The 26,348-nt window shown below is 61.3% G+C and carries 23 protein-coding genes; 12 read left to right on the top strand and 11 right to left on the bottom strand.

The features are described from left to right. The first annotated feature begins 97 nt into the window (after window positions 1-97). Window positions 98-1,381 carry a SpoIIE family protein phosphatase gene (locus ABEB22_RS05560; RefSeq protein WP_339113866.1) on the top strand — a complete coding sequence of 428 codons (1,284 nt, stop codon included), beginning with the start codon at window positions 98-100 and terminating at the stop codon, window positions 1,379-1,381. A 3-nt stretch (window positions 1,382-1,384) separates the two neighbouring features. On the opposite strand, the gene ABEB22_RS05555 is transcribed toward ABEB22_RS05560, so the two are convergent. The 5 genes from ABEB22_RS05555 to ABEB22_RS05535 all read right to left on the bottom strand — a co-directional run bounded on the left by ABEB22_RS05555 (window position 1,385) and on the right by ABEB22_RS05535 (window position 10,483). Beyond that, a complete protein-coding gene (locus tag ABEB22_RS05555) occupies window positions 1,385-2,557 on the bottom strand; it encodes an HlyD family type I secretion periplasmic adaptor subunit (protein ID WP_350936799.1) in 1,173 nt (390 codons plus the stop codon). A 3-nt stretch (window positions 2,558-2,560) separates the two neighbouring features. Next, window positions 2,561-4,822, bottom strand: coding sequence for a type I secretion system permease/ATPase (locus tag ABEB22_RS05550; protein WP_339113868.1), 2,262 nt, complete (start codon window positions 4,820-4,822; stop codon window positions 2,561-2,563). 14 nt (window positions 4,823-4,836) lie between these two features. Then, a complete protein-coding gene (locus ABEB22_RS05545) occupies window positions 4,837-6,105 on the bottom strand; it encodes a TolC family protein (RefSeq protein WP_406871012.1) in 1,269 nt (422 codons plus the stop codon). Window positions 6,106-6,176: 71 nt separating this feature from the next. Further along, window positions 6,177-9,848, bottom strand: a complete 3,672-nt coding sequence (locus tag ABEB22_RS05540; protein WP_406871011.1) for an Ig-like domain-containing protein — start codon at window positions 9,846-9,848, stop codon at window positions 6,177-6,179. 185 nt (window positions 9,849-10,033) lie between these two features. After that, window positions 10,034-10,483 (bottom strand): NUDIX domain-containing protein, encoded by a 450-nt coding sequence (locus ABEB22_RS05535; protein ID WP_406871010.1) that lies wholly within the window; start codon window positions 10,481-10,483, stop codon window positions 10,034-10,036. Window positions 10,484-10,615: 132 nt separating this feature from the next. Here ABEB22_RS05535 and ABEB22_RS05530 point away from each other — a divergent pair, with 132 nt between their 5' ends. The 6 genes from ABEB22_RS05530 to ABEB22_RS05505 all read left to right on the top strand — a co-directional run bounded on the left by ABEB22_RS05530 (window position 10,616) and on the right by ABEB22_RS05505 (window position 17,142). After that, the gene (locus tag ABEB22_RS05530; protein WP_350936791.1) at window positions 10,616-11,638 is read left to right on the top strand and encodes an Hsp33 family molecular chaperone HslO; all 1,023 of its coding nucleotides are present in this window, start codon (window positions 10,616-10,618) and stop codon (window positions 11,636-11,638) included. Beyond that, window positions 11,631-12,227: a CoA pyrophosphatase gene (locus ABEB22_RS05525; RefSeq protein ID WP_339113873.1), complete on the top strand. Its 597-nt coding sequence runs from the start codon at window positions 11,631-11,633 to the stop codon at window positions 12,225-12,227. The genes ABEB22_RS05530 and ABEB22_RS05525 overlap by 8 nt, the downstream gene beginning before the upstream one ends. Next, window positions 12,224-13,369, top strand: coding sequence for a CCA tRNA nucleotidyltransferase (locus tag ABEB22_RS05520; RefSeq protein ID WP_406871009.1), 1,146 nt, complete (start codon window positions 12,224-12,226; stop codon window positions 13,367-13,369). Before ABEB22_RS05525 ends, ABEB22_RS05520 begins: the two co-directional genes overlap by 4 nt. Window positions 13,370-13,433: 64 nt before the next feature. Continuing rightward, window positions 13,434-15,260, top strand: coding sequence for an ABC transporter ATP-binding protein (locus tag ABEB22_RS05515; protein WP_339113875.1), 1,827 nt, complete (start codon window positions 13,434-13,436; stop codon window positions 15,258-15,260). Window positions 15,261-15,322: 62 nt separating this feature from the next. Further along, a complete protein-coding gene (locus ABEB22_RS05510; RefSeq protein WP_406871008.1) occupies window positions 15,323-16,555 on the top strand; it encodes a class I SAM-dependent RNA methyltransferase in 1,233 nt (410 codons plus the stop codon). Between the two features lie 83 nt (window positions 16,556-16,638). Further along, the gene (locus tag ABEB22_RS05505; RefSeq protein ID WP_339113877.1) at window positions 16,639-17,142 is read left to right on the top strand and encodes a L,D-transpeptidase family protein; all 504 of its coding nucleotides are present in this window, start codon (window positions 16,639-16,641) and stop codon (window positions 17,140-17,142) included. A gap of 74 nt (window positions 17,143-17,216) precedes the next feature. On the opposite strand, the gene ABEB22_RS05500 is transcribed toward ABEB22_RS05505, so the two are convergent. After that, the gene (locus ABEB22_RS05500) at window positions 17,217-17,726 is read right to left on the bottom strand and encodes a CAP domain-containing protein (RefSeq protein ID WP_339113878.1); all 510 of its coding nucleotides are present in this window, start codon (window positions 17,724-17,726) and stop codon (window positions 17,217-17,219) included. A gap of 122 nt (window positions 17,727-17,848) precedes the next feature. Then, a complete protein-coding gene (hemH, locus tag ABEB22_RS05495; RefSeq protein ID WP_339113879.1) occupies window positions 17,849-18,907 on the bottom strand; it encodes a ferrochelatase in 1,059 nt (352 codons plus the stop codon). A gap of 158 nt (window positions 18,908-19,065) precedes the next feature. On the opposite strand from hemH, the gene otsB reads away from it, so the two are divergent. Beyond that, entirely contained in the window at window positions 19,066-19,797 is a 732-nt protein-coding gene (gene otsB / locus ABEB22_RS05490) for a trehalose-phosphatase (RefSeq protein ID WP_350936780.1), read from the top strand. A 1-nt stretch (window position 19,798) separates the two neighbouring features. Then, window positions 19,799-21,145 carry a trehalose-6-phosphate synthase gene (locus tag ABEB22_RS05485; protein ID WP_339113881.1) on the top strand — a complete coding sequence of 449 codons (1,347 nt, stop codon included), beginning with the start codon at window positions 19,799-19,801 and terminating at the stop codon, window positions 21,143-21,145. Here ABEB22_RS05485 and ABEB22_RS05480 read toward each other — a convergent pair. Beyond that, window positions 21,142-21,975, bottom strand: coding sequence for a methyltransferase domain-containing protein (locus ABEB22_RS05480; protein ID WP_339113882.1), 834 nt, complete (start codon window positions 21,973-21,975; stop codon window positions 21,142-21,144). The two genes, ABEB22_RS05485 and ABEB22_RS05480, sit on opposite strands and share 4 nt — an antisense overlap. Between ABEB22_RS05480 and ABEB22_RS05475 the strand changes: the two genes are divergently transcribed. From ABEB22_RS05475 to ABEB22_RS05465, 3 genes are all read left to right on the top strand, one after another. Then, window positions 21,974-22,780: a double zinc ribbon domain-containing protein gene (locus ABEB22_RS05475; protein WP_406871007.1), complete on the top strand. Its 807-nt coding sequence runs from the start codon at window positions 21,974-21,976 to the stop codon at window positions 22,778-22,780. The genes ABEB22_RS05480 and ABEB22_RS05475 overlap by 2 nt on opposite strands. 36 nt (window positions 22,781-22,816) lie before the next feature. Next, the gene (grxC, locus tag ABEB22_RS05470) at window positions 22,817-23,074 is read left to right on the top strand and encodes a glutaredoxin 3 (RefSeq protein WP_339113884.1); all 258 of its coding nucleotides are present in this window, start codon (window positions 22,817-22,819) and stop codon (window positions 23,072-23,074) included. Window positions 23,075-23,137: 63 nt separating this feature from the next. Next, a complete protein-coding gene (locus tag ABEB22_RS05465; protein WP_406871127.1) occupies window positions 23,138-23,542 on the top strand; it encodes a MarR family winged helix-turn-helix transcriptional regulator in 405 nt (134 codons plus the stop codon). Window positions 23,543-23,681: 139 nt separating this feature from the next. Here the strand turns inward: ABEB22_RS05465 and ABEB22_RS05460 are convergent, their stop codons facing one another. The 3 genes from ABEB22_RS05460 to ABEB22_RS05450 all read right to left on the bottom strand — a co-directional run bounded on the left by ABEB22_RS05460 (window position 23,682) and on the right by ABEB22_RS05450 (window position 26,154). Continuing rightward, a complete protein-coding gene (locus tag ABEB22_RS05460; RefSeq protein WP_339113886.1) occupies window positions 23,682-24,797 on the bottom strand; it encodes a site-specific DNA-methyltransferase in 1,116 nt (371 codons plus the stop codon). Between the two features lie 170 nt (window positions 24,798-24,967). Further along, window positions 24,968-25,600 carry a ribonuclease HII gene (rnhB, locus tag ABEB22_RS05455; protein WP_406871006.1) on the bottom strand — a complete coding sequence of 211 codons (633 nt, stop codon included), beginning with the start codon at window positions 25,598-25,600 and terminating at the stop codon, window positions 24,968-24,970. 56 nt (window positions 25,601-25,656) lie between these two features. Further along, on the bottom strand, window positions 25,657-26,154 hold the full coding sequence (locus ABEB22_RS05450) for a hypothetical protein (protein ID WP_339113888.1): 498 nt from the start codon (window positions 26,152-26,154) through the stop codon (window positions 25,657-25,659). Window positions 26,155-26,348 lie beyond the last annotated feature (194 nt).

The raw sequence follows: 26,348 nt of genomic DNA, 5'->3' as shown, positions 1-26,348 counted from the left end.
AAAAACTTAAGCTCGGAAACTTACTCGGGTTTACCCCAAATTAAGACTGCCTGCGCCAAAGATGGCCAACAGTAGTGTTACGAGGAGCGGAATCGGCTTGCAGGATCCTCTGTATAAGCTTTCGACGGCAACACCCAAGCCGGACGAGACTGCGCGTCGCAGTGTGCTTGTTGTCGATGACAGCAAGATGCAGCGCCGCATTCTCTCGGCGCAGCTATCGCGGTCTGGATATGACGTGACAGAAGCGGCCTCTGCCGAAGAAGCCCTTGAAATATGTAACCAGTTCGAACCCGATATCGTCATCTCCGACTGGATGATGACAGGAATGTCCGGCGTCGACTTCTGCCGCAAATTCCGCGAGATGCAGCGGAGCAGCTATGGGTATTTCATCCTCCTGACCTCGAAATCCGAAAAAGCCGAGGTCGCTTTAGGTCTGCAAAGCGGGGCGGATGATTTCCTGTCCAAGCCCGTAAACGGGAATGAACTGCGCGCCCGTCTGCAAGCGGGCGACCGTATCTTGCGCATGGAACGGGAACTGACCCGCAAGAACCAGCTACTGAGTTCGACGCTGGATGAGCTGAAATCCGTCCATGACGGAATCAGGCGCGATCTGTCCGAGGCACGCCAGTTGCAACAGAGCCTCGTCAAGGAGCGCTACCGGAGCTTCGGGAGTTCCGAGGTGACCCTGATGCTACGCCCCTGCGGACAGGTCGGCGGCGATCTGGTGGGCTTTTTCCCGATCAACGCCCGTCGCGTCGGTCTCTACGGGATCGATGTCTCGGGCCACGGGATCACCTCGGCGCTGATGACGGCTCGTCTTGCGGGCTATCTCTCGGGCTCCTCGCCCGACCAGAATATCGCGCTCGTGCTGTCGGATTTCGGGATCTACGAAGGTATGGATCCGGGCGAGTTGGCAGGTTATCTCAACAAACTCGTGCTCGACGAGATGCAGACCGAGAGCTATTTCACGCTGGTCTATGCGGATGTCGACCTGGTCTCGGGCGAAGTCCAGATGGTGCAGGGCGGGCACCCCCATCCCGTGAAACAGAGGGTGGATGGCACGGTCGAACATCTCGGGCAAGGCGGCCTGCCCGTCGGCCTGATCGAGGAGGCGCAATACGAGACCTTCTCCACCATCCTCGCGCCGGGCGAGCGGCTCATCCTGATGTCGGATGGTATCACCGAAGCCACCGCACCTGACGGTCAGCTCCTGATGGAGAACGGGCTCGACGGGATGCTCCAAAAGCTCTCGGGCCTCAATGGCAATGCGTTTCTCGACGCGCTCTATTGGGAGGTCGAGAACTATGCCGATGGCAGCCTGACCGATGACGTCTCGGCGGTGTTCTTCGAATTCAATGGCGCGAAGCGTAACGCGGACTGAGCCTTACGGCTCCCGCAGCGCTTCGCGCGACTTATAGAGCGGCTTCAGAAGATATTGCAGGATCGTCTTCTCGCCCGTATGCAGCTCGACCGTGGCCTGCATACCGGGCCGGATTTCCAGATTGCGCTGGCGCTCGGTCAGATCATCCAGATCCACGCTCAGCGTCACCTTGTAATGCGGCTGGGCATTCGGATCCTTGTCATCCTTGAACGTATCGGCCGACACCACGACCACCTGCCCCTGAAGACTGCCATAAATCGTATAGTCATAAGCCGATAGCTTGATGGTCGCGTCCTGACCGGCACGGACATTGGCGATATCCTTGGGCGCGATCTCTGCATCGATATAAAGTTCTTCGCCCTCGGGAATGATCTGCATAATCTGCTGGCCGGGCTGGACGACACCGCCGATAGTGGTCACCGACAGCTGGTTGACGATGCCGCGCATCGGCGCCACCAGCGTCGTCCGTCCCAACTGGTCTTCGGACAGTTTCAGCTGCTGGCGCAGCGTCCCCAGCTTCGAGAGCGTATCGGAGTAATCCGAAGCGCGGTCCAGATCGGTCTTGGTCAGGATCTCGTTGAGCTGGTTCTGCGCATCCTCGAAAGCCTTGCGCGATTTCGTCACCTCGATCAGCGGCGCGACCTGTTTGTCATACATCCGCTCGACAAGATCCCGCTCGGCCTTGGCCTGCTTGATGACCGCTTTCGCACCCGAAACGCGGGCATGGTAATCCTCGAGCCGAGCCTCCAGCAGCCCCGATTCAGACGCAATCATATCCGGCACTAACTTGATCTGCTCCTTGGTCGGATTGAAGACGAGCGTGTCGTTCATCTCCGCTTCCAACCGCAATTGCCGCACCTCGAGCGCCGCGATCTGGTCGCGCAGATCATCGGTCTGGGTCTGGTATTGCGTGGCAAAAAGCTTGGCCAGAACCTGCCCTGCATCGACATGATCGCCCTCGGCCACATCCAGTTCGGCGAGGATACCGCCCTCGAGGTTCTGGATGATCTGCGGACGCGAAGAGGAGACGATCTCACCCGGACCGCGCACGATCTGATCGACCCAGGCCATCGAGGCCCAGACCAGAAACACCGCAAGCGCGATACCGACCAGCCAGACCGTCAGACTCATCCGCTTGGTGCGGGTGACAATCACGCTGGGATCGATCGTGGCCATTTATCAGCTTCCGGTTTTTGCTTTGGTGAGATGGGCAAGAACGGCGTCACGCGGGCCGTCCACTGCCAGTTTCCCATTCTGCAGGATAAGGGTGCGCGAGGTCAAAGTCAGGATCGGGACGCGGTGCGTCGCGATAATCGCAGTGCGACCTTCCAGCCACGTCTGCAACCGGCTGACCAGCGTGTTTTCAAGCGTCGTATCCAGTGCGGAGGTCGGCTCGTCGAGGATCACGACCGATGGATCCTGCAGCCAGAGCCGCGCCCAGCCGATCGACTGGCGTTGGCCGACCGACAGCCCCTCCCCGCCATCGCGCAACAGCAGATCCAGCCCCTTGGGATGGCTGCGCACGAACGGGCCGAGCCCTGCGAAGTCGAGCGCCTCGTAGAGGCGACTGTCATCGCGTTCGAGTTGGGTCAGGTTCAGGTTCTCGCGCAGCGTGCCCGCAAACAGCCGCACATCCTGACTGAGATAGCCCAGCGAGCGGCGCAGATCGCGCGGATGTAGCTGGCTGATCTCGATGCCATCCAGCAGAATGCGGCCCGATTGCGGATCATACAGCCCCGCCATCAGCTTCAGAAGCGTGGATTTACCCGATCCGTTGGTCCCCAGGACGGCAATTTTCTGGCCCGGCGGGATCTTCAGGTTGGGGATATCCAGAGTCAGCGAACTGTCCTGATCATACTGGAAGTTCACATGGCGCATCTCGTATTCGCCGCGCACCTGCGAGGTCCGCAGATAGGACCGGTCATCGGCCTGCGCCTGATCGGATTCGATGATCGCATCCAGTCCGTTCAACGCATGTTTCACGTTCGACCAGCGCGACAGCGTGCCCGCAAGCTGCGTCAGCGGCGAGAGCGTGCGCGAGGTCAAAATGCCGATGGCAATGATCGAGCCCACAGTAAATTCGCCCGCAAAGACCTTATAGGCCCCGATTACCACGGCGGCGATATAGGTGCCCTGCTGGACCATCTGGGCCCAATAGGTCAGGGCTGCGGCCAGTTTGCGCTGCTCGGAGGATTTGACCGCCGACAGGGTGATCAGCTCCTCCCATACACGCTTGAACCGGTCCGCCCCACGCGAGGTGGCCACGGTCTCGTGCTCGTAGATCGCCTCGTGCAAGAGGCGCGAGGCCCGCACCGAGGCGCCTTGGGTCGCCTCGGTCAGCCGGATCATCCTGCGCTGGAAAAAGAACCCCGGCAGCACCATGAGCACGGCCCCTGCAAGAAGCACCCAGAAGAGCGAGCCCCCGATGGAGGCCACAAGGAACAGGAACACAAAGATGAAGGGCACATCGGCGAGTGTTCCGATTGTGGAGGCGGTAAAGAACTCGCGCACCGAGGAGAATTCGCGCATCGCCGAGAACAGCTGGCTGGGCGATCGTTTACCCGGCGCGACCTTCATCCCCAGCAGGCGCTCCATCAGAAGCTGCTGGACCGAAAGCTCGATCTTGCGTCCCGCCATATCCATCAGCCCTGAGCGCGCCACCTTGAGCGCCATCTCAAGGCCCAAGGCCAGAAATGCCCCGATCGCCAGCACCCAGAGGGTCGCCGTGGACTGGTGCGGGATCACGCGGTCATAGACCTGCAGGCTGAAGAGCGCCACAGCCACCGCGAGCAGGTTGGCAAAGAGCGATCCCACGGCCACCTCGATAAAGGCGCGGCGCTGTTTGTGGAAAGCGCCCCAGAACCAGTGTTCACGCTCGGGAGTAACCTTGTGGCGCTCCTCGAGCTGTTTCAGCGAGGTCCGCGCGCGGATCACCGTCCCCGAGAAGAAGCTGAGGAAATCGCTGACCGGCACCTCGGCGCGCTGATCCTTGCAGGTCTTGTCATAGACGAAGAGGGTCTGTCCCTCCTGTCCGATCACCAGCACCATCTGGCCATTGGTCATCTGTGCCAGTGCAGGCCATTGATCGGGGGTGATCGAGGGGATCTTCTCGACCGAGGACACGAGCCCCGCCACGCGCAGAACGGCAGCGATATGCTCGGGCTTGATCTCGGCGGCCTCCTTGGCATCGCCGGTCAGCGCCGCCGTCGCCTCGCCCACCGCGCGCAACATCTGTTCGAGGATATCGAGAGCCGGAATGTCGGCCCCCAGAAGCCCCGCATAGATGGCCGCCAGTTCGGCGCGCGCCCGCGCCCGACCGGTCGCGGATTGCGCAGGGGCGGCTTGGGCCGTCTCGGCCTCGCTCCGCGTCGCGCGCACCTCTCCCTTCGCCCCATTCACATGGGACGCGTTGATATCAAAGGGGATGATGCGCTCTGCCAAATCTCTTTACCTTGTTAGATGACGCTCCCGTCGACGAGAAGTCCGTGTCGGCGGGCGATTTCCAGCCTTATCAACGCTATATCGTATTTCTGTCCAGCAAGGTCTTGCCGCATCTGGGCATAATTTTCAAACTGATTAACAAGCTCCATCAGGGTGCGGCCCCCAAGACGGTATTGTTCGGTATAAAGCGAGAGGCTCTTTTCCATCTCGGCCACCACGCCTGCATCGCGGCTCTGCTTGGCTTCGGCCATATCGAGCTTGGATTTCAGCGTCACATAGTCCTGGAAGGCTTCCTGACGGGTCTGGTCGACCTGCTGCTGCGCCGCCTGACGTGCGGCATCATAGGCCTTCAGCTGGTCGCCGGTGCCAAAACCGAAGCCTGCGCTCGTGCCGAGATCGACCCCGACATCGGGCTTGCCGGTCCCGACAGAGGCGCTGGCCGAGAGGCCCGGCAGCAGACCGGCGCGATTGATCTTGGCCTGGGCCACGGTCAGGTTGCGGGTCCCCTGTGCGGTCTTGATGGCGAGCGCCTCGGGCAATGGCTCAGGAACCTTCAGCGGCTCGATCCCCTGTCCGCGCACCGACACGCCGCCTGTGAGGCTGTCGAGCTGCGCGGTCTCCGAGCGCACGGTATCGCGCAGGGTCGCCTCGGTCGCTTCCATATCGATCAGCTTCTGCGCCAGAACTCGGCGTTCAGACATGTCCGACAGACCGCCCTCCACGCGTTGACGCATGATGTCATCATATTCGGCCAGTTTGTTGGCGGCCTGCGTTGCAGCCACGCCCTCGGCTTCGGCCTGACGGGCCTTGATGTAATGCGACAGCGCCGTATAGACCTTGTCGTTGTAATCGGCCGAAAGGTTCACAGCAGCCAGCTCGACATCGGCTGCGGCATATTCGCGCTCGGCCCGCTTGGCGCCATTGTCGAACAGGACCTGATCCAGAACGATGGAGGTCGCCAGATCACCCAGCGAGGTCAGGCTGACCCCGGGTTTCAGCGACGGCAGCCAGTTCTTGGATTTGGCCTTGGCGGTCAGCTGCTTCACCAGAAGCTCGGACTGGGCCGCACTTTTCTGATAGGCTAGGACAGCCTTGGCGACCTGATCATAGGCCCCGCCCTGCGGCAGGATCGACCGCCGCGCCGCCAGATCGCCGATGATGGCGGAGCTTTGCGCCGTGGTGCCCAGCTGGGTTTCGGCAAAGCCGTTACCCGCGGGCGCATAGGCGGCCCGACCGGAGGGAAACGGCGTCCCCCCGCCCAGACAACCGGAAAGCGAGGTCATCACGACACTCAGAAGTGCCGCCCGGACGAGGACTGTCCGGGAATTGCACATTTTATCCATTGGCCAATGCCTTAGATGACGGTGGTTGAAATACTATCGTCGACATAGAGCTTGGCGTCTCCGTCATCGAGCGTATAGAGCGTATAGCCGTCCATATCCTGTGCGTCATCGGTCGCAACAGTCATACCGGACACATTCACGCTATCATCGCTATCCCCTTCGATCACCAGCGTATTCTCATGACCGGTCATGGCCATGATCTGGTCTGCCGAGATGGTCAGGTTCACATCCGCAAGGTCGAGATCGATCTTGGAGAAGTCGAACTGGTCCAGCCCGTCACGATCGAGGTTCAACGTGATTTCCGACTCGCTCGTTACTGTGAGGGTCGAGCTTTCATTGCCTGCCGCATCGACATCGGTCACCGCGAAATAGGTGCTCATCGCTTGCGAGTCGAAGGAGTAGATATCCTCGCCCGAACCGTCATCCGTAGCGGTCGCGGAGTTATCCAGCTCGGTCACAGTGCCATCGCTGCTGATACCGGACACGGTATAGCTGTCGGCTTCGCCGTCACTATCGGTATAGATCGCGCGGACCTTGCCCGACTGGATGGTGGCCCAAGTCACATCGGGCGCGTCCGGCGCTTCAAGATCATAGATAAAGCTGCCATTGGCCGCGCTGGCATTGGTGCCGTCAAGCACGTTGCCATGCACATCCGTCGCGCTGATCGAATAGGTCGCCGTGCCGGTGCCCTCGGGCAGATCATCCACGTCGAAGGCAGCAGACCATGTGCCATCCTCGCCCACCACGATCGTCTGGGTCGCGCCCGTCTGGTCGATGGTCACGGTGATGGTCGATCCTGCTTCCACCGTGCCGGAGATCGCGAAGCCTTCAGTCGCCTCCGCGCCGTTCACCGTATTATCGGCGGTCACGGATGCGACCGAGAAATTCTCGACAACCGTGTCGAACACAACATCCAGTGTGGTCGAGCCGCTATTGCCATAGGCATCCACGGCAGTGACGGTCAGGGTTTCGGTGGCATCACCGCTATCGGGCAGATCCGCCGCATCGATGGTTGCGGTCCAGGTGCCGGCTTCGGCATCGACCGTTGCAATCACCGTGGTCCCGTCCGCCAGCGCAACCGTCACCGATTGCGCCCCGACTTCGACCGTGCCGGTCAGCAGCAAACCGCCCGAAGCTTCGCTCGCATTGACCACCCCATCCGCAAGCACGCTGTCCGGCGTGCCGGTTGCCACTGTCAGAGTATCAAGCACCGTATCGACCTTGATGGTCTGGCTGGTGGTCGCGGTATTGCCATAGCTGTCAGTTGCCGTTGCAGAAATCTCGGCCATATCGCTATCGGCAGGCACTTCGCTGGCGGCGAAATTCGCGCTCCATGTGCCATCTTCGCCCGCCACGACCGTGCGGGTGCCGGAGCCGAAGCTGATCGTCACGGTCGACAGCGCTTCCGCCGTTCCCGTCAGGATCACGCCCGTGGTTTCCGAGCCGCTGATCACATTATCGGCCATTTGCGTGCTATCGATTCCAACCGAGATCGAGCTGTCGACCGTCACGGCCTTGGTATCGGTGGCCACGTTACCCGCGAAATCGGTTGCTGTAACGGTCGCCGTATAGGTGCCATCCGCAAGCGCGCTATCGGTGACAGTCGCCGTCCAGCTGCCATCTTCGGCCACAACCGCGTCATAGCTCTTGCCATTCAGCGTGACGGTGACCGAGGCCGCATCGGTATCGGTCGTGCCGCTTAGCGTGAAGCCCGCAGAGGCTTCGGCAGCATTCACGATATTGTCCGAGGTGACGCTGGCCGAAGAGAAGGCCACATCCATATCGGTATCGACGCTCACCGTATCGGTGATTGTCGAGACGTTGCCCGCCGCATCCGTCGCCGTGATGCTGACCGTGTAATCGCCCGTCACAAGGCTCGCGTCGTCGATGACCGCGCTCCAGCTGCCATCCTCGGCGATGACCGCCTCATAGCTCGCACCATTCAGCGTGACGCTCACCGAGGTGGCGTCCGTATCGGTCGTCCCGCTTAACGTGAAGCCCGAGGATACTTCCGCCTCGTTCACGATGTTATCCGAGGTGACGGCATCGGCGTCGAAGGTCACATTCAACTCGGTATCAACCACGAGCACATCGTTGAGAACGGTGACGTTGCCATTCACATCAGTCGCGGTCACAACCATATCCACCGAATATTCACCACCGGCGAGCTGGTCCTGTGTGAAGGTCACGCTCCAGTTGCCATCCGGATCGACGGCAGTGCTCTGTTCCTCGCCATTGATGGTCACGGTGATGCTCGCGCCGATCTCGCCAGTGCCGCCCACCGAGATACCATCGGCATATTCCGCAAGATTCTCGACATCCGAGGTCGATTCCGCGCCGTAGGTTATCGTCACCTCGGGCGGGGTCATGTCGATGAGGAAATCGGGGCCGTCGAGCGTGTACTCGGTGCCGCCCGGCGCCGTGACAACAACCGTCGATGTCAGATCTCCGTCGGACGGGAAGGTCTCGTCCTCAAACACGACAGACCAGTCGCCGTTCTCGTCAACGGTCGTCTCGATTATCTGATCGCCCAGTATCACCTCGACGGTCGAACCCGTCTCACCCGTCCCGCTCACCTCGGCTTTGGGGTCTTCGGTATTGGTGGTCAGAGTATAATCCGCATCGGGATCGTTGACGGTCGGCGTAATGACAGGATCCGCGCCGAGATCTGTGTCATCATCCGGATCTTCATCATCAGGATCCTCGTCGTCTTCGTCGGTGGTGTCCTCGTCATCCGGCTCGTCATCGCCGTCATCCGTGGTGTCATCATCGTCTTCGTCGGTGGTGTCCTCGTCGTCCGGCTCGTCATCGCCGTCATCCGTGGTGTCATCATCGTCTTCGTCGGTGGTGTCCTCGTCGTCCGGCTCGTCATCGCCGTCATCCGTGGTGTCATCATCGTCTTCGTCGGTGGTGTCCTCGTCATCCGGCTCGTCATCGCCGTCATCCGTGGTGTCATCATCGTCTTCGTCGGTGGTGTCCTCGTCGTCCGGCTCTTCATTGCCGTCATCCGTGGTGTCATCATCGTCTTCGTCGGTGGTGTCCTCGTCATCCGGCTCGTCATTGCCGTCATCCGTGGTGTCATCATCGTCTTCGTCGGTGGTGTCCTCGTCATCCGGCTCGTCATTGCCGTCATCCGTGGTGCCATCATCGTCTTCATCGGTGGTGTCATCGTCATCACCGCTCCCGCCGCCAAGAGCCGCAGCGCCAGCCAAGGCTGCACCGCCCGCGAGCAACGGTCCGACCCCCATCAGGGGCGCGAATCCGGCCATACCGGCCGTATCTTCCTCTACAGGTGCCAGAATGTCATCGCCATCAAGGAAGGCGAGTTCGTCATTCGGGCTCCATTTGCCGATAATTTCCGGCTCGGAATAATTGGCAAACAGGACACCTTCGCCACTGTCTTCCAGATTGACCTGCGTAATCTCGCCATCGGCAGAGATATAAAGCTTGTTGGAGGGCACATCGAAATAGCCCGTCAGCTCGACGACACGCCCATCGGTCAAGACAACATGCAGGTCGCTGCCCGCGCGTTCGTATTTGAGAATGTTGGTTTTGCGCAGGTTGAGCGAGATCGCGTCGCCATCGCCCACCTGAATGAAATCACCGGCGCCGTCGCCGGCTACCGTACCACGAGAAACGCCGCCCGCAATATCACGGACAGCAAAGTCGACTGACTTCGCCATGATGTCTGCTCCGCCTCAAAGGATATGCGGCTCTTTTGACCGCTATTATTCTTGCTCGAGGTCATCGGTAGCGGAATTTTGCTGATACGCCTAGCTAAAAGTTTCTTAACGTCAATTAATAGCCATACTTATGACACAGGCGACACGCATGTGACAAAAATACGCCAAAATTCAGCGCCGGAATTTTAGGCTTTAAACGTGCCAAAAAATCGCTCCAGAAATACCTTATCCGCTTTGGATGAAAGAATTTTCATCGTATTACCAATAGGTTGCCAGACAGCCTGATGTCCGGCCTCGCTCGGCTGCCCATAGCAAATCGTTGGTCTGGCGGTGTGAATATGGCAGATTTTCTCAGCCCACATATCATAATCAGGCATATAGACGAACCGCCGATAGGTGCCGATACGGCGGATCTCCGCGATGCCCCATCCGGTCTCCTCGCGGACCTCGCGATGCAGTGCGGCGATCGCGCTTTCGCCCGGATCTATGCCCCCGCCGGGCAACTGGAATTCCGGCACCGGAGCAGCCTGATGGGTCAGCAGGACCTGATCACCACGACATAGAAGCGCATAGGCTCCCGGTCGCATCCGGTATTTCTGCCCGCGGCGCGCCGCCTCCCCCAAACGTGGAATCATCTCTGGAATCCTTCTCCATATCCCGACAAAATAGCGCCAAACCCCTGCCCCCCTTGGGATCACGGGTTGTCGCGCCCATATGGGCAGGGTAATCCCGCCGCCAAGCCAAAGGCAAACCCCTCGAGGATCTATATGAGTACGCTATCCCAAATCGCCTGGGACGATACAGTTCTGCCATTCCAGCTCGACCGTTCCGACATCCGTGGACGTGTTGCACGGCTGGACGGGGTTCTGGAGAACGTCCTGATGCAGCATGACTACCCTGCCGTCGTCGAGGCGCTCGTGGCAGAGGTCGCCCTGCTGACCGCAATGATCGGCCAGACCATCAAGCTGCGCTGGAAACTGTCGCTGCAGGTGCGTGGTGACGGTCCGATCCGCATTATCGCGACCGATTACTATGCCCCCACCGCCGATGGCGAGCCTGCCCGTATCCGCGCGTGGGCCAGCTTCGACAAGGAGCGCCTCGATGAGGCCGCTTCCGGTTTTGAGCAGATCGGCAAGGGCTATTTTGCGGTTCTGATGGATCAGGGCGAAGGCACGACCCCCTATCAGGGCATCACGCCTCTGGCTGGTGGCTCGCTGACCGCCTGCGCGCAGGCCTATTTCGCGCAATCCGAACAGCTGCCGACCCGCTTCCAGCTGGCCTTCGGCCGCGCCACCCTGCCAGGCCAGTCCGAAGCATGGCGCGCCGGTGGTGTGATGCTGCAGCATATGCCGCCCGCCTCGCCCCTGCGCGCGCCCGAAGAGGGCGGCACCGAGAGCGAGGGCCTGCTGACCGCCGAGGACATCCTTGATGGCGAGGAAGGCGAGAACTGGAACCGCGCGAATATCCTTCTGGACACGGTCGACGAGATCGAGCTGATCGGGCCGCGCATCCATGCGACCGATCTTCTGGTGCGATTGTTTCACGAGGAACAACCGCGCGTCTTCGATCCGCAGCGCGTGGAATTTGGCTGCACCTGCTCGGCCGACAAGGTCCGCAACAGCCTGTCGATCTACTCGGCCCGCGATATCGGCACGATGACCACCGAAGCCGGCATTGTCACCGCCGATTGCCAGTTCTGCGGTGCGCATTACGAGTTCGACCCGAAATCGCTCGGCTTCGAGGCCACGATCAACCCCGATGGATCGCCCGTCGAGGCCAAGGATGAGTGACCTCTCGTCCCGGTTACAGGCCGCCTTGGCCCGACCGGGGCGGCCCTCTTCGGATTATGATCTGAACGAGGCGATGACTTTGCCTGCGGGGCGCGTCCTGCGCCCTGCGGCCGTGCTGGTGGCTTTCGAGGACACGGCTCGGGGACCGCAGCTTTATCTGACCAAGCGCTCCTCGCATCTCAAGCACCATCCCGGCCAGATCGCCTTTCCGGGCGGCAAGGTCGATGCCGGTGATGCCGATGTCGTGGCGACCGCTCTGCGCGAGGCGCGCGAGGAAATCGGCCTGCCCTCCGAGAATGTCGAGATTCTGGGCCAGCTCGACCCGCATGAGACGGTGACCAGCTTCTCGATGGTGCCGGTTCTGGCCCGCGTCACCACACCCTTCATCCCGAACCCCGAGCCGGGCGAGGTAGAGGAGGTCTTTACCGTGCCGTTCGCGCATATCACCCCCGCCAATTTCCGTATCGAGGGCCGGCGCTGGCGCGGCACATGGCGCAGTTATTATGCCGCGCCTTATGGACCCTATTATATATGGGGCGCGACGGGGCGGATCCTGCGGTCTCTGGCAGACAGGCTGGCGCAGGTATGAGGCTGAGCGATGATTGGCTGAAGGCCCCCGCCACACGGGCCGTCATGCGCATGCTGGAAGAGGCTGGGCATCAGGCGCTGTTCGTCGGGGGATGTGTGCGCAACGCGGCCCTCGGTGCGGAGGTCAGTGATCTCGATATCGCCACCGACGCTCCGCCCGAACGGGTCATTCAACTGGCCGAACAAGCGGGGCTGAAGCCCATTCCCACAGGGATCGATCATGGCACGGTGACGGTGATCTCGGATCACATCCCGCACGAGATCACCACCTTCCGCCGCGACGAGGAAACCGATGGGCGCCATGCCGTCGTGGCCTTCTCGGACGATATTGCCGAAGATGCCGCGCGGCGCGATTTCACCATGAACGCACTTTATGCCCGTTCGGATGGCGAGATCCTCGATCCTCTGGGCAGCGGTCTGGCGGATCTGCAGGCCCGTCATCTGCGGTTTGTGGGCGTCCCCGAGGACCGTATCCGCGAGGATTACCTGCGCATTCTGCGGTTTTTCCGCTTCACCGCGTGGTATGGCGCGCCCGAGAACGGCCCCGATGCCGAGGGTCTGGCCGCCTGCGCCACCTTGGCCGAGGGTATCGACGGGCTGGCCCGCGAACGGATCGGGGCGGAGATGCGCAAACTACTGGCAGCCCCCGACCCTGCGCCTGTTCTTGCAACAATGGCCCGGAGCGGCATCCTGACCCGCATCCTGCCCGAGGCGGATCCCAAGGCCCTTCCGATCCTGATCTATCTCGAGGACGGCCTTCCCCCCGATCCGCTACGGCGGTTGGCCTGCCTCACTCCGGGCCCTGCAACCGCATCTTTACGACTGTCCCGCGCCGAGGCCAAACGGCTGGCGCGCTTGCGCGAGGCCGCTCAGGAGATCGGCTCGGCCACCGAGATGGGCTACCGGCTCGGCGCCGGCGACGGGCGTGACGCATGGCTCATCCGCTCGGCTCTGCTGGAAATGCCGGTTGCACCGGACTGGGCCGCGCAAATCACCCATGGGGCCGCACAGGTCTTTCCCGTCAGCGCCAAAGACCTGCTGCCGCAGGTGCAGGGCAAGGCGCTGGGAGAAAAACTGGCCGAGCTCGAAACCCGCTGGATCGGCAGCGAGTTCACACTTGATCGTGCGCAACTGCTGGACTGATCGCACACGCAGCCTCTTGCCATATGGGATGCGCAGTCTAGCCTAGCGCCAAAGGAGCCTGCTTATGATAAACCCCTTCCGCCATGCCAGTTCCGCGCCCCCCACCCGTCTGGGCCGCTTTCTCGTCTGGTGCCTGCGTGGTGCATGGGGCGTGATTACGCTCTCGGCGGTGCTTTCGGCTGCGGCAGGCGCGATGGAGGTTGTCTCCGCATGGCTTCTGGGCCGCGTGATCGACAGCCTGATCTCTACGACGGCTGGCAGTCTCTGGTCCGATCACGCGGTCATCCTAGGCGGCTTCGTGCTGTTCTATCTGGTGATCCGGCCGCTGGTCTTCGGCCTGTCCTCTGCGGCCAACCACCTGCTGTTACAACCTAATATCTTCCCTCAGGTGCTCTCGCGCCTGCACCGCCATACGATGGGCCAGTCCGTTACCTTCTTCGATAACGACTTCGCGGGCCGCATCGCGCAAAAGCAGATGCAAACGGCGCGCGCGGTCACGGATGTCGCGCAGGGCAGTATCGAGACCGGCATGTTCGCGCTCTCCTCTATCCTGGGCTCGGCTGCAATGTTGGCCGCAATCGACGGCTGGTCAGCGCTGGCGCTGCTGTTATGGATGATCGCGATGGTTCTGGTAATCCGCGCCTTCCTGCCCCGTGTGCGCGTGCGCTCGAAAGATCGCGCCTCGGCCCGCGCGATGGTTTCGGGTCAGGTGGTAGATACGATCACCAATATCAAGACCGTCAAACTGTTCGCCAATACCCAGCATGAGGACCGCGAAGCCCTGGAGGCGATGGAGAGCTTCCGCATGCGGGCCATTTCCTTCGGGCGCGTCTCGACCAGCTACCGCACCGCCCAGATGGCCCTATCGGGGCTCCTGCCGGTCATTCTGGTGGGGGGCACGGTGCTGTTATGGCGGCAGGGCGGAGCAAGTGCGGGGGATGTCGCTGCGGCCGGTGCCATCGCCATGCGTATCGCGCAGATGTCGGGCTGGGTCTCGATGTCGCTCATGCAGATCTATGGCTCGATCGGCGAGGCCGAGGACGGGATGAACACGCTCGCCGCCACCCATGGGCTGACCGACAGCCCTGACGCTGCGGATATCGAGCGTGCACAAGGGGCGCTCCGCTTCGATCATGTCAGCTTCACCTATGGTCGTGGCGAGGGCGGGCTGCAGGATGTCTATCTCGATATCCCCAAAGGCCAGCGCGTCGGCATCGTAGGGGCGTCGGGTGCAGGAAAATCCACGCTCGTGGCCCTCCTTCTGCGGCTATATGACACCGAAAAAGGGGCTGTCCGGCTGGATGATACCGATATCCGCACCCTCACCCAGGAGAGCCTGCGCCGCCAGATCGCGATGGTCACGCAGGAGACGGCCATGTTCAACCGCTCCGCGCGGGAGAACATTCTCTATGGCCGCCCTGATGCCAGCGAGGACGAGATTATCGCAGCCGCAAAAGCGGCAGAAGCCCATGAGTTCATCCTCGATCTCGAGGACCACAAGGGCAATCGCGGCTATGACGCGATGCTGGGCGAGCGCGGCGTGAAACTGTCGGGCGGACAGCGCCAGCGGATTGCTCTCGCACGCGCCTTCCTCAAGAACGCACCCATACTGGTGCTGGACGAGGCCACATCCGCACTCGATTCCGAGGTGGAGGCACAAGTGCAGGAAGCGCTGACCAATGTCATGTCAGACAAGACCGTGCTGGCCATCGCCCACCGCCTGTCGACCATCGCCGAGATGGACCGGATCGTGGTCATGGATAAAGGCCGGATCGCCGAGGATGGCACCCATGACGAACTTCTTGGCCGGAACGGGCTCTATGCGCGATACTGGAACCGCCAGTCGGGCGGCTTCATCGGCGCAGAGGACGCGCTCGATGCGGCGCAATAGGCTTTGCGTTACGGCCAAGGGCTGCTAAAGCCCCCTCAGCCAAAGCCAGCCGGATAGCCATCATGACCGATCAGACCCATATCATCGACCGCCTCTCCATTCAGGCGGATGGCGTTATCCGCACCGAGGATGGCACGATCTACGCGCCCCTCACGCTGCCCGGCGAGGAGATTACCGGCGAGGTCGCTGCTGGCCGGATCGCACAACCGAAGATCGTCACGCCCTCGGCCAGCCGGGTCCGGCCTCCCTGTCCGCATTACCGCAGCTGCGGGGGCTGCAGCCTGCAACACGGCGCGGACGAGTTCGTCGCCAACTGGAAGGCCAGCGTGGTCGAGACCGCCCTTAGCGCTCGCGATATCCAGGCCAAGGTGACCGAGGTCATGACCTCGCCCGCAAACTCGCGCCGCCGCGCCACGCTGTCGGGGCGGCGCACCAAGAAGGGCGCGCAGGTAGGCTTCCACGGGCGCGCCTCCGGCACGATCACCGAGATCTCCGGCTGCACGCTTCTGCGCCCCGAACTTCTGGCCCATCTCCCTACCGCCGAGGCCCTCACCATGGCGGGCGCCAGCCGCAAAGGCGAGCTGTCGATGACCCTCACCCTCTCGGAAGCAGGCGTCGAGATTGCCTGCTCGGGCGGCAAAGAGATCTCTGCCGACCTATTCACCACGCTCTCCGAGATCGCCCATAATAACGGTTTGGCGCGGATTTCGTGGAATGGCGAGATGATCGCCGCGATCCGCCCCGCATGGCAGGCCATGGGCCGCGCGCAGGTCGCCCCGCCCCCCGGCGCCTTCCTGCAAGCCACGAAGGAGGGCGAGGCCGCTCTGACCGAATTTGTGCTCGAAAATCTCGGCAAGGCGGCGAAAGTGGTCGATCTCTTCTCGGGATCGGGCACCTTTACGCTGCCGCTGGCGAGCCATGCCGATGTGCATGCGGTCGAAGCCGAAGCGCCCATGCTCGAGGCGCTCGATCAGGGCTGGCGCAAGGCCCAAGGACTTCACCGCGTGACCCATGAGGTCCGCGATCTTTTCCGTCGCCCGCTTCTTCCCGACGAGCTGGACCGTTTTGACGTAATCGTGATCGACCCGCCACGGGCCGGTGCGGAGTCCCAGATTGCCGAAATTTGCAGCTCGAAGGCCAAGCGCATCGTGCATGTTTCCTGCAGCCCCATTACTTTCTCCCGTGATGCCAAGACCTTGCTGGAAGCAGGTTTCGTTATGGAAAAGCTGATTGCCGTCGATCAGTTCCGTTGGTCAGCCCATATCGAAATCGCAGCGCTGTTTACTCGTTGTTAACCACGAATAAAGCAGACTCGATTTAAAGGCAGATAAAGGCTACAAGGCCTATCGAGCAGACCTACCAAACAGGCAAAAAACAAATGCAACGCAGAATGCTACTGACGGGCCTCAGCGCGCTGGCCCTTCTTTCCGCTTGTGGCGGGGATAGCACGAAATTCAAGAATTATAACGGGGCTCCCGTTACGCAGATCCAGGTCTTCAAGAAAGACCGCAAGATGTATCTGTTCTCAGGCGATCAGGTGGTGAAGACCTATGATATCGCTCTGGGCGGCCAGCCGGTCGGTCCCAAGCAGTTCGAAGGCGATGGCAGGACGCCGGAAGGCGTCTACTATATCGACGGGCGCAATCCGAATTCGGCCTATCACCTGTCGATCCGCGTGTCCTATCCGAATCCGCAGCAGGTCGCTTTTGCCGAGAGCAAAGGCCGGAACCCGGGCGGGGATATCTTCATCCATGGCGAGAATAACACGGATAAGCGCGGCAAGAAGGACTGGACCGCCGGTTGTATCGCCGTGACCGACGCACAGATCGAAGAGATCTATTCCATGGTGCTCAACGGCACCCCGATTTTCATCTATCCCTGAGCGCCAGACAGGCACCGGATGGATATGAAAAAGGCCCCTCCGCGGGGCCTTTTCTTTTGGCTTCTTATGGCAGGTCAGCGACCCGTCAGCATGGTCCACCAGATCTTGCCCGAAGGTTCCTGATACCATGCAAAGCCCATCTGCGTCGCCGCCGGGTTGAGGATCACGTCGCGCGTTTCCGGATCGGACATCCATGCCGAAAGCGTCTCGGTCTCGGTTTCGTAGGTCTCCGAGATATTTTCGCCCACGACCTCGCCATAGAACCCCGCACGTTTGGCGCGATCGAGCGGCGAGGAGCCATCCGAGCCCCAATGCCACGGACGGTTCTGTTTCGCCATATCCTTGCTATGCACGGTCGCGGCAATCGCCAACTGGGTGTTGAGCTGCATCGGGCCGGTGCCACGCGCGGCGCGCAGGCTGTTCACCGCTTCCAGCGCGCGGGTCGGGATGACCTCCGCATCGCTTTTGGTGATCCGGTAGACCTGCGGCATCGGCTTGCCATCAGGTGCCAGCTGGACGTCGTTTGATGTGGTCGCGCAGGCCCCGAGTGCCATGAGCAGCGCAAAGAGAGGGAGTGCTTTCATACCATCCACCGTCGAATTCGTTGATCGCCAGCGATACACGCAGGCATACGGGCCTTCAAACCCACAGTTCCGTGATAATACCGAATGATCCGCCCCTGCGGCAAGAAGGCCATGATTCCGGCTCAGATACGGTTGATCCAGCCTTGCAGGTTCTCCTCGATCACCTCGCTCAACAGCGCGATATGGGCATCGTCATCGTTGAGACAGGGAATATAGGTGAAGCTCTCGCCCCCCGCATGCTCGAAGGCCTCGCAGATCTCGCCCTTGATCTCCTCGAGCGTCTCGATGCAATCGGCCGAGAAAGCGGGCGAGATAACGGCGATGCGTTTCTTGCCCTCTTTCGCCAGTTCGGCCACATGCTCGACCGTGTAGGGCTTGAGCCATTCCTCGCGACCGAAAACGGACTGGAAGGTCGTATGGACGCGGTCTTTCTCCCAGCCAAGACGCTCGCGCAGAAGACGCGTCGTCTTCTGGCACTGGCAGTGGTAGGGGTCGCCTTCCATCAGATAGCGTTTGGGCATCCCGTGATAGGAGCAGACCAGAACATCGGGTTGCGCGCCGTCGGGATAGGCCTTGAGGACCGATTGCGCCAGGGCCTCGATATAGTTCGGACGGTCGAAATATTCGGGGGCGACACGAGCGGCGGGCTGGCGTTTCTGTTTCATCAGCGCCTTGAAGAACGCGTCATTGGCCGTGGCCGAGGTCGCGCCTGCGTAATGCGGATAGAGCGGGAAGAACAGGATCTTCTCGCAGCCGTTCTTCACCATCCGGTCCACCACGGATTGTGTCGAAGGATTGCCATAACGCATGCAGAAATCGATCTCGACCGCCTCGCCGAACAGGGCCGCCATAGACTGTTTCAGCTTGGCCACCTGCTGTTTGGTAATGGTCATCAACGGGCTTTCATCAGCCTCGTTATTCCAGATGGTCTTGTAATTGGCACCCGAGGTAAAGGGACGTTTGGACAGGATAATCAGCTGCAGAAGCGGTTGCCATTTCCAGTTCGGGATATCGATCACGCGCTTGTCGGACAGGAACTCCCCCAGATAGCGCCGCATCGACCAGTAATCCGTTCCATCCGGCGTACCGAGATTGGCCACCAGAACCCCGATCTTGGCCTGAGGCACCTTCGGGTGGTCTGCAGGCGCATGTGCGAGGCGGGAATTGGCGGGCATTGTCATCGAAAGATCCTGTCGCGTTTTCGGAACCAACCCGCAGATAACGCGTTCCGTGGAAGTGTCAAAGCGCAAATTGGCACAACCGCGTTCCGGCTCCGGCAGAACGCGCCACCCGTTTCTTTGACACATAAAGCATTCTGGACTTACTCTCAGGTATGGATATGACCGAACCACGCACCGAGGTGCCCCCGCTCGATTGCAGGACCAAAGCCCTGTTTCTGGATTTCGACGGGACATTGGTCGATATTGCGCCAACCCCCGATGCCGTGATCATTCCCGCGGATCTCGGGTCGCTCCTGGCGCGGCTGAACACCGCACTCGGCGGGGCGCTGGCCATTGTCTCGGGCCGTTCCCTGAACGAGCTGGAAAGCTTCCTGCGCGGCTTTGACGGGATCATGGTCGGCTCGCATGGCTCCGAGGCGCGCGGGATGACGCCACCTCTGGACAGACTGCCCGAAGGTCTGGAAAGCGCGCAGACCGAAATGCGCGACTATGCCACCTCGCGCGGGCTCCTTTACGAGCATAAATCCATGGGTGGGGCGATCCATTTCCGCGCTCTTCCCGATGCGGGCCCCGAGGTCGAGGCTTTCATCGAACGCCTTGCCATCACCAATCCGCGTTTCGAGGTGCAGCCCGCCAAGATGGCGTTCGAGCTGCGTCCGGCCGGATTTTCCAAGGATGGCGCCTTGCAGATCCTGTCCGACCAGCCCGATTTCAGGAACCGCTCGCCGATCTATATCGGTGATGACACAACCGACGAGCCCGCACTGGCCTGGGCGGAAACGCATGGCGGTTTCGGCATCAAGGTGGGCGATGGCAAGACCCGCGCAAGTCAGCATCTGCCAGACCCAGCCGCTGTTCTGGACTGGCTGAGGGCGGGGCTGGAGCATTAAGATGGGACGTCTGATCTGTATCTCGAACCGCATTCCTTCGGGGCCGAACCCCTCGGGCGGGTTGGTCGTGGCCCTGCATGACACGATCAAGGAAACAGGAGGCATCTGGATCGGCACCTCGGGCGAGATCGTGGAAAATCCCGAGAACCGCCTGCGCGAGATCAATGACGGTCCTTTCCGGCGCATGGCCTTCGATCTTAGCGAGGCCGAACAGCAGAATTACTATTTCGGCTTTTCCAATCAGGTGCTGTGGCCGCTCTTCCACGGGCGCACCGATCTTCTTGAAATCCACGCCGAATATCTGGATGGCTACAAGGAGGTGAACCGCCGCTTCGCCAAGATGCTGATGGAAGTGATCAGGCCCGATGACCGGATCTGGGTGCATGATTACCACCTGATCCCTTTGGCGCTCTATCTGCGCCAGCTGGGTGCCTCGAACCGGATGGGATTTTTCCTACATACCCCCTTCCCCAATCCGATTACGCTCGAAGCGTTGCCCAATGCCGGGGATGTCTGCGAGTGGCTGGCCAATTACGAGGTTGTCGGCATGCAATCCGAACGCGATGCCCGCGCCGCGATTGCCTGCCTTACCGAGGTGGCCGAAGGAAGGGAAATGGCGGGTGGTTTCGTGCAGCTGGGCGCGCGGCAATGCCGGATCGCCGCCTTCCCGATCGCCATCGATGCGCAGGAATTCCGGTCTCTGGCCGAGGCACAGGTCGACCGTCTTCCATCTGGCGTCATCAAGCCCGAGCGGCAACTGATCATCGGGGTGGACCGTCTGGATTATACCAAAGGCGTGCCGCAGAGGTTCAAGGCGTTTGGCGAATTTCTGGCGCGCCATGACAACTGGCACCGCCACGTCTCCTATATCCAGATCAGTCCGCCCACCCGCGAAGGGGTTGAAGCCTATGACAATATCCGCGAGGAGACCGAACATCTTTCGGGCTGGGTGAACGGGCAATATGCCGATATCCAATGGGCGCCCATCCGGTTCATCAACCGCCCCGTGCCGCGCGAGACACTGGCGGGGCTCTACCGCGCGGCGCAGATCGCACTGGTGACACCCCTGATGGACGGGATGAACCTTGTGGCCAAGGAATTTGTGGCAGCCCAGAACCCCGAGGATCCTGGGGTGCTGATCCTGTCGCAATTCGCAGGGGCCGCCGAGCAGATGGAAGATGCGCTGATCGTCAATCCGCACGATATCGAGCAGATGGCCACCGCCATCATGACCGCGCTCGCCATGCCACTCCAGGACCGCAGACGCCGCCATGAAGCCCTGATGGACGTGCTGCTGAGCAAGGATGTTGCGTGGTGGTCGAAAGGGTTCCTGACCGCTCTGGGCTAAACCGGCCTGTCACCCGTAGGCAGCTCGAACGTGCCCAGAGCCTCGGCCAGCCTTGCGCGGGCCGAGCCCGGACGGAGCGGTTGCTGCTGGCTTGCATGCGGCTTCCATCCGGTCAGCCAGATGGTCTCGAAGGTTGCATGGAGGCGCCCCTCGTCATCGGCATAATTGGCCAGATAGGTCTCCAGCGCGCGCATCAGCACCGCACGGCGCGTGAAATGGCGCGGGCGGGCGGCTTGCGCATTGGTCTCGCCCATCGCGCGCAGATCCTCGAACAGGCGCATCGGATTGGCATAGGCCACATCACGGGTCACGCTATCGGCAACCGGCAGCGCCAGCCCGACCCGCTGTAACAGCGCCCCCAGATCACGCATCTCGCCCATCGGCACCACACGCGGGCTCAGGCCACCTGTAACAGCCACCTCGGCCTCGGCCAGAGAGGCGCGCAGCTCGTGCAGCGTCTGCCCGCCAAAAAGAATGCCGATGAATAGCCCATCCGCCTTCAGGGCGCGGGCGGCCTGCACGATCTGGCCCACCGGATCATTGGCCCAATGCAGCGCGAAAGCATGCACCACCAGATCATGCGCTCCCTCTTCCAGACCCAGCACATCGGTATCGGCCACAATCTTGGCATCCGGCAGCACGGGCGCGAAGATTTCGGGGAAAGGCGCGATGAGAGCGGGTGATGTAAAGGTTCTATTAACCTCGATCAGCCTCTCCTGAAGATCGCCCACCGCTTCCTCCTGCAGGAACAGGTCAAGCCCGCGCGCCCGTGCGCGCAGGCGTTGGCGGTCGAGGGCTTGGCGGTCGGTGAGAAGCGGAGGTGTCGTCATGATAGGGCCAGAAGATAGATCCGAAGATCCGCGAAGGCCAGAGGCGATTACAGGGCTCCACTTCCACGCGCGCCGTCATGCCGGCCGTCATGCACGGGCGCTTCTACGCATGATCTACCCGCCGCTCTGCCTTGCCTGCCAGACCCCCGTGGTAGAAGAGGGCGCCCTGTGCAGCGCCTGCTGGCCCAGAACCCCTTTCATTCGCGGGCTCTCCTGTGAGACCTGCGGCGCACCTCTGCCCGGCCAGTCCGATCGCGCAGCACGTTGCGACACCTGCCTGCGCGATCCGCCGCCCTGGCCTAAGGCCCGCGCTGCCCTGCGCTATGACGACAATGCGCGGGCAATGATCCTCGGGTTCAAACATGGCGACCGCACCGAGCTTGCCCGCCCTTTCGGGCGCTGGATGGCACAGGCGGGGCGCGATATTCTGGGAAAAGATTGTGTGCTGGTTCCGGTGCCCTTGCATCCGTTCCGGCTCCTGAAGCGCAAATATAATCAGGCCGCCCTTCTGGCACGGGCCGTTTCACGCGAAACAGGCGTCGATCTCTGTGTCGATCTGCTCAAGCGGATCCGGTTCACGCCGCCGCAGGAGGGACTCGACCGCGCGGGCCGTGCCGAAAATGTCGCGGGGGTCTTCGCCCCCCATCCAAAACGCGCAGGCTTCGTGCAGGGGCGGACGATTGTTCTGGTGGATGATGTGATGACCTCGGGCGCGACGCTAAGGGCCGCCCATGAAGCCCTGCGACCATTAGATGCACGCAAGATATATGTCCTGTGCCTTGCCCGCGTTGCAAAAGATACCTAGATCGCGGTAAATCGCCTGTAACCGAAAGGAACCGCTATGAAACGCGTCGAGATTTACACGACCCGCACCTGCCCCTTCTGTGTGGCGGCCAAACGCCTTCTGGACAAGAAGGGCGTCTCTTACGAGGAAACCGATGTGGGTGCCGATCCGGGCCTGCGTCAGGCGATGACCGCGCGTGCGGGTGGCAAACGCTCGGTGCCCCAGATCTTCATCGGCGATATCCATGTGGGCGGCTGTGACGACCTCCATGCGCTGGAGGCGAAGGGCCATCTCGACCCGATGCTGGCCGACTGAAGGTAAATGCCGGTGAGCGAGCAATTCGACCCCCTTGCAGCGGCCCTGTTTTCCGAGGTCTTCATGGCCGACCAGCTGGCGCGCAACGTGGTCAGCCGAGTGCTGCCCAAGGGCATGGAACTGTCTCATTTCTCGGTGCTCAACCATCTGGCCTATCTGGCCGAAGAGCGCACACCGGCCCAGCTTGCCGCCACCTTCCATGTGACGCGCGGCGCGATGACCAACACCCTGTCCAAACTGGTTTGGGCAGGGCATGTCCATATCCGTCCCGACTGGGATGATGCGCGGCGCAAATTCGTGTCGATCAGCCCTGCGGGGAAATCCGCCCGCGATGCCGCCTTTGCGGCACTGATGCCGGTGATCACCGATATCGTGCGCGATATCGGCCCCGAGAAAGTCCGTCAGGCCCTGCCGGTGATGCGCGAGCTGCGCGCCAAACTGGAAGCCGTGGGCCAGAGCGGCAGATAATCCGATACCCGGAATCAAAAAGACCCCGCCGGCAGTCGGCGGGGCAAGGTAGCGCCCAAATGGCAGTATACATGGGCGCTGGCGGTTAACGCCCTGCCGCCCGAAAGCCGCAGGGTCTCATTCCGTCATAATGCCCAGATCAGTTGGGACGATCGCCCATCTCCGCGCGGATCTGCTGGCGCAGCGTGTCGATCGGCACCAGTTTGCCATCGCGCTTGTAATGCCAGTAGGTCCAGCCATTGCAGGAGGGCGCACCCTCGAGCTGTGCGCCGACCTGATGGATCGAGCCTTTGATATCCTTGCCGATCAGCGTCCCATCGGCGCGCACCTTGGCAGTGTAGCGGTTGCCTTGGCTCACCAGTTCCTCGCCCGGACGCAGCATGCCACGCTCCACGAGCTGGCCGAAAGGCACACGCGGTTCTGCGCGTTTGGAGGTGGTGACCTCCAGCGCCTCGGCATCGAGCTTGCGGGTGCGGGCCAGACGCTTGGTCGCCGCCTCGCGATAGCTCTCCTCGCGCTCGATCCCGATATAGTTGCGGCCCAGCATCTTGGCCACGGCGCCGGTGGTGCCTGTGCCGAAGAACGGATCGAGGATCACATCGCCCGGATTGGTGGTGGCGATGATCACGCGATGCAGAAGCGCCTCGGGTTTCTGGGTCGGGTGGGCCTTGTTGCCCATGTCGTCTTTCAGACGCTCGCCGCCGGTGCAGATCGGGATCACCCAGTCGGAGCGCATCTGCACGCCTTCATTGAGCGCCTTGAGCGCCTCGTAATTGAAGGTCGGCTTGGCTTTCTCGGATTTCGAGGCCCAGATCAGGGTCTCATGCGCATTGGTGAAACGCTTGCCGCGGAAATTCGGCATCGGGTTCGACTTGCGCCAGACCACATCGTTCATGATCCAGAAGCCCTGGTTCTGGAGCTCGGCGCCCATGCGGAAGACGTTGTGATAGGATCCGATCACCCAGATCGCCCCGTTGGGCTTGAGGATGCGGCGTGCAGCGGCCAGCCAGTCGCGGGTGAACGCATCATAAGCGGCGAAGCTGTCGAACTGGTCCCATGCGTCATCGACGGCATCGACCTTGGAATTGTCGGGGCGGTGAAGCTCGCCCTTGAGCTGGAGATTGTAAGGCGGGTCTGCAAAGATCAGATCAACGCTGTTTTCCGGAAGGGCGTTCATCTGTGCGATGCAATCACCTGCCAAGATCTGATTGAGCGGGAGATCGGCCTTAGCCGCCCGCGTACCTGCTTTTGTCATACTTGCCTCATGCCTATCCTGTCCCGTGAAAGACAGGTTACCGCCGAATTTTATCGGTCTGATTTGACTGATTTTACTGCTCTTACCATGCCGGCATTTTTGCCGATCTTGTGGGACCAAACATGGCGGAACCGGCCGAGAGCGTCAATTTCTTTAATTGCTTCCGAGGCCTATATTTTGACTTGGCACAAGATATTGTGGACGGGCTTGAAGCTTTTGCGATGGACTGGGGTCACACCAAATTCCGCAAGTGCTGCAAGATGTTGTACCGTAGGGTAACCGGCATTCTGCTCCCAGCCATACTGCGGATACTGTTGCGCCAGCGACACCATCAGCGCATCACGTTCTTCCTTGGCGAGGATCGAGGCGGCGGCAATGGAGACAGAGCGGCCATCGCCTTTCACCACAGGCTCGGAAGCGATCTGCAGATCCTTGGGCACGCGATTCCCGTCCACCAGTGCATAGTCCGCCTGACGCGAGAGGCCCGCCACCGCCCGCACCATCGCCAGATGCGAGGCGTGGTAGATATTGAGCGCATCGATCTCTTCGACGCTGGCATGGGCGACACACCATATAGAGTGTTCCTTGATCGCCTCGACGAGCCCGGCCCGCCGTTTCGCGCTAAGCTTTTTGGAATCGTTCAACCCCTGCGGGATATACGCCGGATCAAGAATGACCGCCGCTGCCGTTACAGGGCCACACAGCGGCCCGCGTCCAACCTCGTCAACACCGGCCACGGAGTGAAAGCCGCGGGCGTGTGCCGCGGCTTCGAAAGAATAATCGGGAGTGGTTTTTGTGCTCATATCCTGTCTTGGCATAAAAGGCCGCCTCCCGACAATGATCCGTTAGCGGCGATCCCTTAGCGACGACTCATGCGGAAGCCGCGATCCTCGAGGCAGTTCTGGCCGTAAACCTGCTGGCGGCGCCCGTCCTGACGGATGTCGATCACGCAATTCTGCGGCAGGCGGCGGTCGGCGGTATGGTCGGCACAGCGCTTGTCGACAACCTCGCTCCAGCCGCGCGGGGTGCGCACCTTCGAAACGCAGGATTGCGAATAGCTCGGGCCACGATCGAAACGGCTATCGCGGCGATCATCGCGGCGGTTATCATAACGGTCACGACTGAAATGGTTATCGCGGTTGTTCTCCCAGCCATAGACGGGGCGCTTCGGCTGATGGTCTTTCTTCTTGTCATCCTTGTCGTTCATCTTGTCGATCAGCACGGCGGCCGCGCCGATTCCGATAAGGATGCCGAGCGCCTTCTTCTGGTCGGCATCCATGGCGGCCGCGGGCGAGACGGCAGTGAGGCTGAGGGCCAGCGCGGTGGTGGCGGCGATGATGCGGGTCGCGAGGGACATGATCGAACTCCTGATAAAGAGGCTTCGGAAGGACCCCGAAGCGGATGGGACCAGATGCCCCTCTGGCTGCAAGACAGGCAATATCAGCCCCCTGTCATCGGATAACATAGGCAGAATGGCACGGATCGGGCCTCTGTCATCGGATAACATCCGCGCAAAAAGCCTTTGCTATTGAATGGCAAAGCACAGTTGCG

Origin of the sequence: Thioclava sp. 'Guangxiensis' (genome assembly GCF_045348365.1) — a bacterium.
Lineage (GTDB): Bacteria > Pseudomonadota > Alphaproteobacteria > Rhodobacterales > Rhodobacteraceae > Thioclava > Thioclava kandeliae.
This window is presented reverse-complemented; position numbering and strand designations above follow the sequence as displayed.

Coding starts and splice junctions, on each gene's coding strand:
- hemH (WP_339113879.1), bottom strand. CDS start 18,907: ATGACAATGCCCGCCAATTCCCGCCTCGCACATGCGCCTGCAGACCAC.
- ABEB22_RS05475 (WP_406871007.1), top strand. CDS start 21,974: ATGATAGGGCCAGAAGATAGATCCGAAGATCCGCGAAGGCCAGAGGCG.
- ABEB22_RS05460 (WP_339113886.1), bottom strand. CDS start 24,797: ATGACAAAAGCAGGTACGCGGGCGGCTAAGGCCGATCTCCCGCTCAAT.
- ABEB22_RS05525 (WP_339113873.1), top strand. CDS start 11,631: ATGAGTGACCTCTCGTCCCGGTTACAGGCCGCCTTGGCCCGACCGGGG.
- ABEB22_RS05515 (WP_339113875.1), top strand. CDS start 13,434: ATGATAAACCCCTTCCGCCATGCCAGTTCCGCGCCCCCCACCCGTCTG.
- ABEB22_RS05510 (WP_406871008.1), top strand. CDS start 15,323: ATGACCGATCAGACCCATATCATCGACCGCCTCTCCATTCAGGCGGAT.
- ABEB22_RS05545 (WP_406871012.1), bottom strand. CDS start 6,105: ATGACCTCGCTTTCCGGTTGTCTGGGCGGGGGGACGCCGTTTCCCTCC.
- ABEB22_RS05520 (WP_406871009.1), top strand. CDS start 12,224: ATGAGGCTGAGCGATGATTGGCTGAAGGCCCCCGCCACACGGGCCGTC.
- ABEB22_RS05555 (WP_350936799.1), bottom strand. CDS start 2,557: ATGGCCACGATCGATCCCAGCGTGATTGTCACCCGCACCAAGCGGATG.
- grxC (WP_339113884.1), top strand. CDS start 22,817: ATGAAACGCGTCGAGATTTACACGACCCGCACCTGCCCCTTCTGTGTG.
- ABEB22_RS05540 (WP_406871011.1), bottom strand. CDS start 9,848: ATGGCGAAGTCAGTCGACTTTGCTGTCCGTGATATTGCGGGCGGCGTT.
- ABEB22_RS05480 (WP_339113882.1), bottom strand. CDS start 21,975: ATGACGACACCTCCGCTTCTCACCGACCGCCAAGCCCTCGACCGCCAA.
- ABEB22_RS05450 (WP_339113888.1), bottom strand. CDS start 26,154: ATGTCCCTCGCGACCCGCATCATCGCCGCCACCACCGCGCTGGCCCTC.
- otsB (WP_350936780.1), top strand. CDS start 19,066: ATGACCGAACCACGCACCGAGGTGCCCCCGCTCGATTGCAGGACCAAA.
- ABEB22_RS05485 (WP_339113881.1), top strand. CDS start 19,799: ATGGGACGTCTGATCTGTATCTCGAACCGCATTCCTTCGGGGCCGAAC.
- ABEB22_RS05500 (WP_339113878.1), bottom strand. CDS start 17,726: ATGAAAGCACTCCCTCTCTTTGCGCTGCTCATGGCACTCGGGGCCTGC.
- ABEB22_RS05530 (WP_350936791.1), top strand. CDS start 10,616: ATGAGTACGCTATCCCAAATCGCCTGGGACGATACAGTTCTGCCATTC.
- ABEB22_RS05465 (WP_406871127.1), top strand. CDS start 23,138: ATGGCCGACCAGCTGGCGCGCAACGTGGTCAGCCGAGTGCTGCCCAAG.
- ABEB22_RS05505 (WP_339113877.1), top strand. CDS start 16,639: ATGCAACGCAGAATGCTACTGACGGGCCTCAGCGCGCTGGCCCTTCTT.
- ABEB22_RS05535 (WP_406871010.1), bottom strand. CDS start 10,483: ATGATTCCACGTTTGGGGGAGGCGGCGCGCCGCGGGCAGAAATACCGG.
- rnhB (WP_406871006.1), bottom strand. CDS start 25,600: ATGAGCACAAAAACCACTCCCGATTATTCTTTCGAAGCCGCGGCACAC.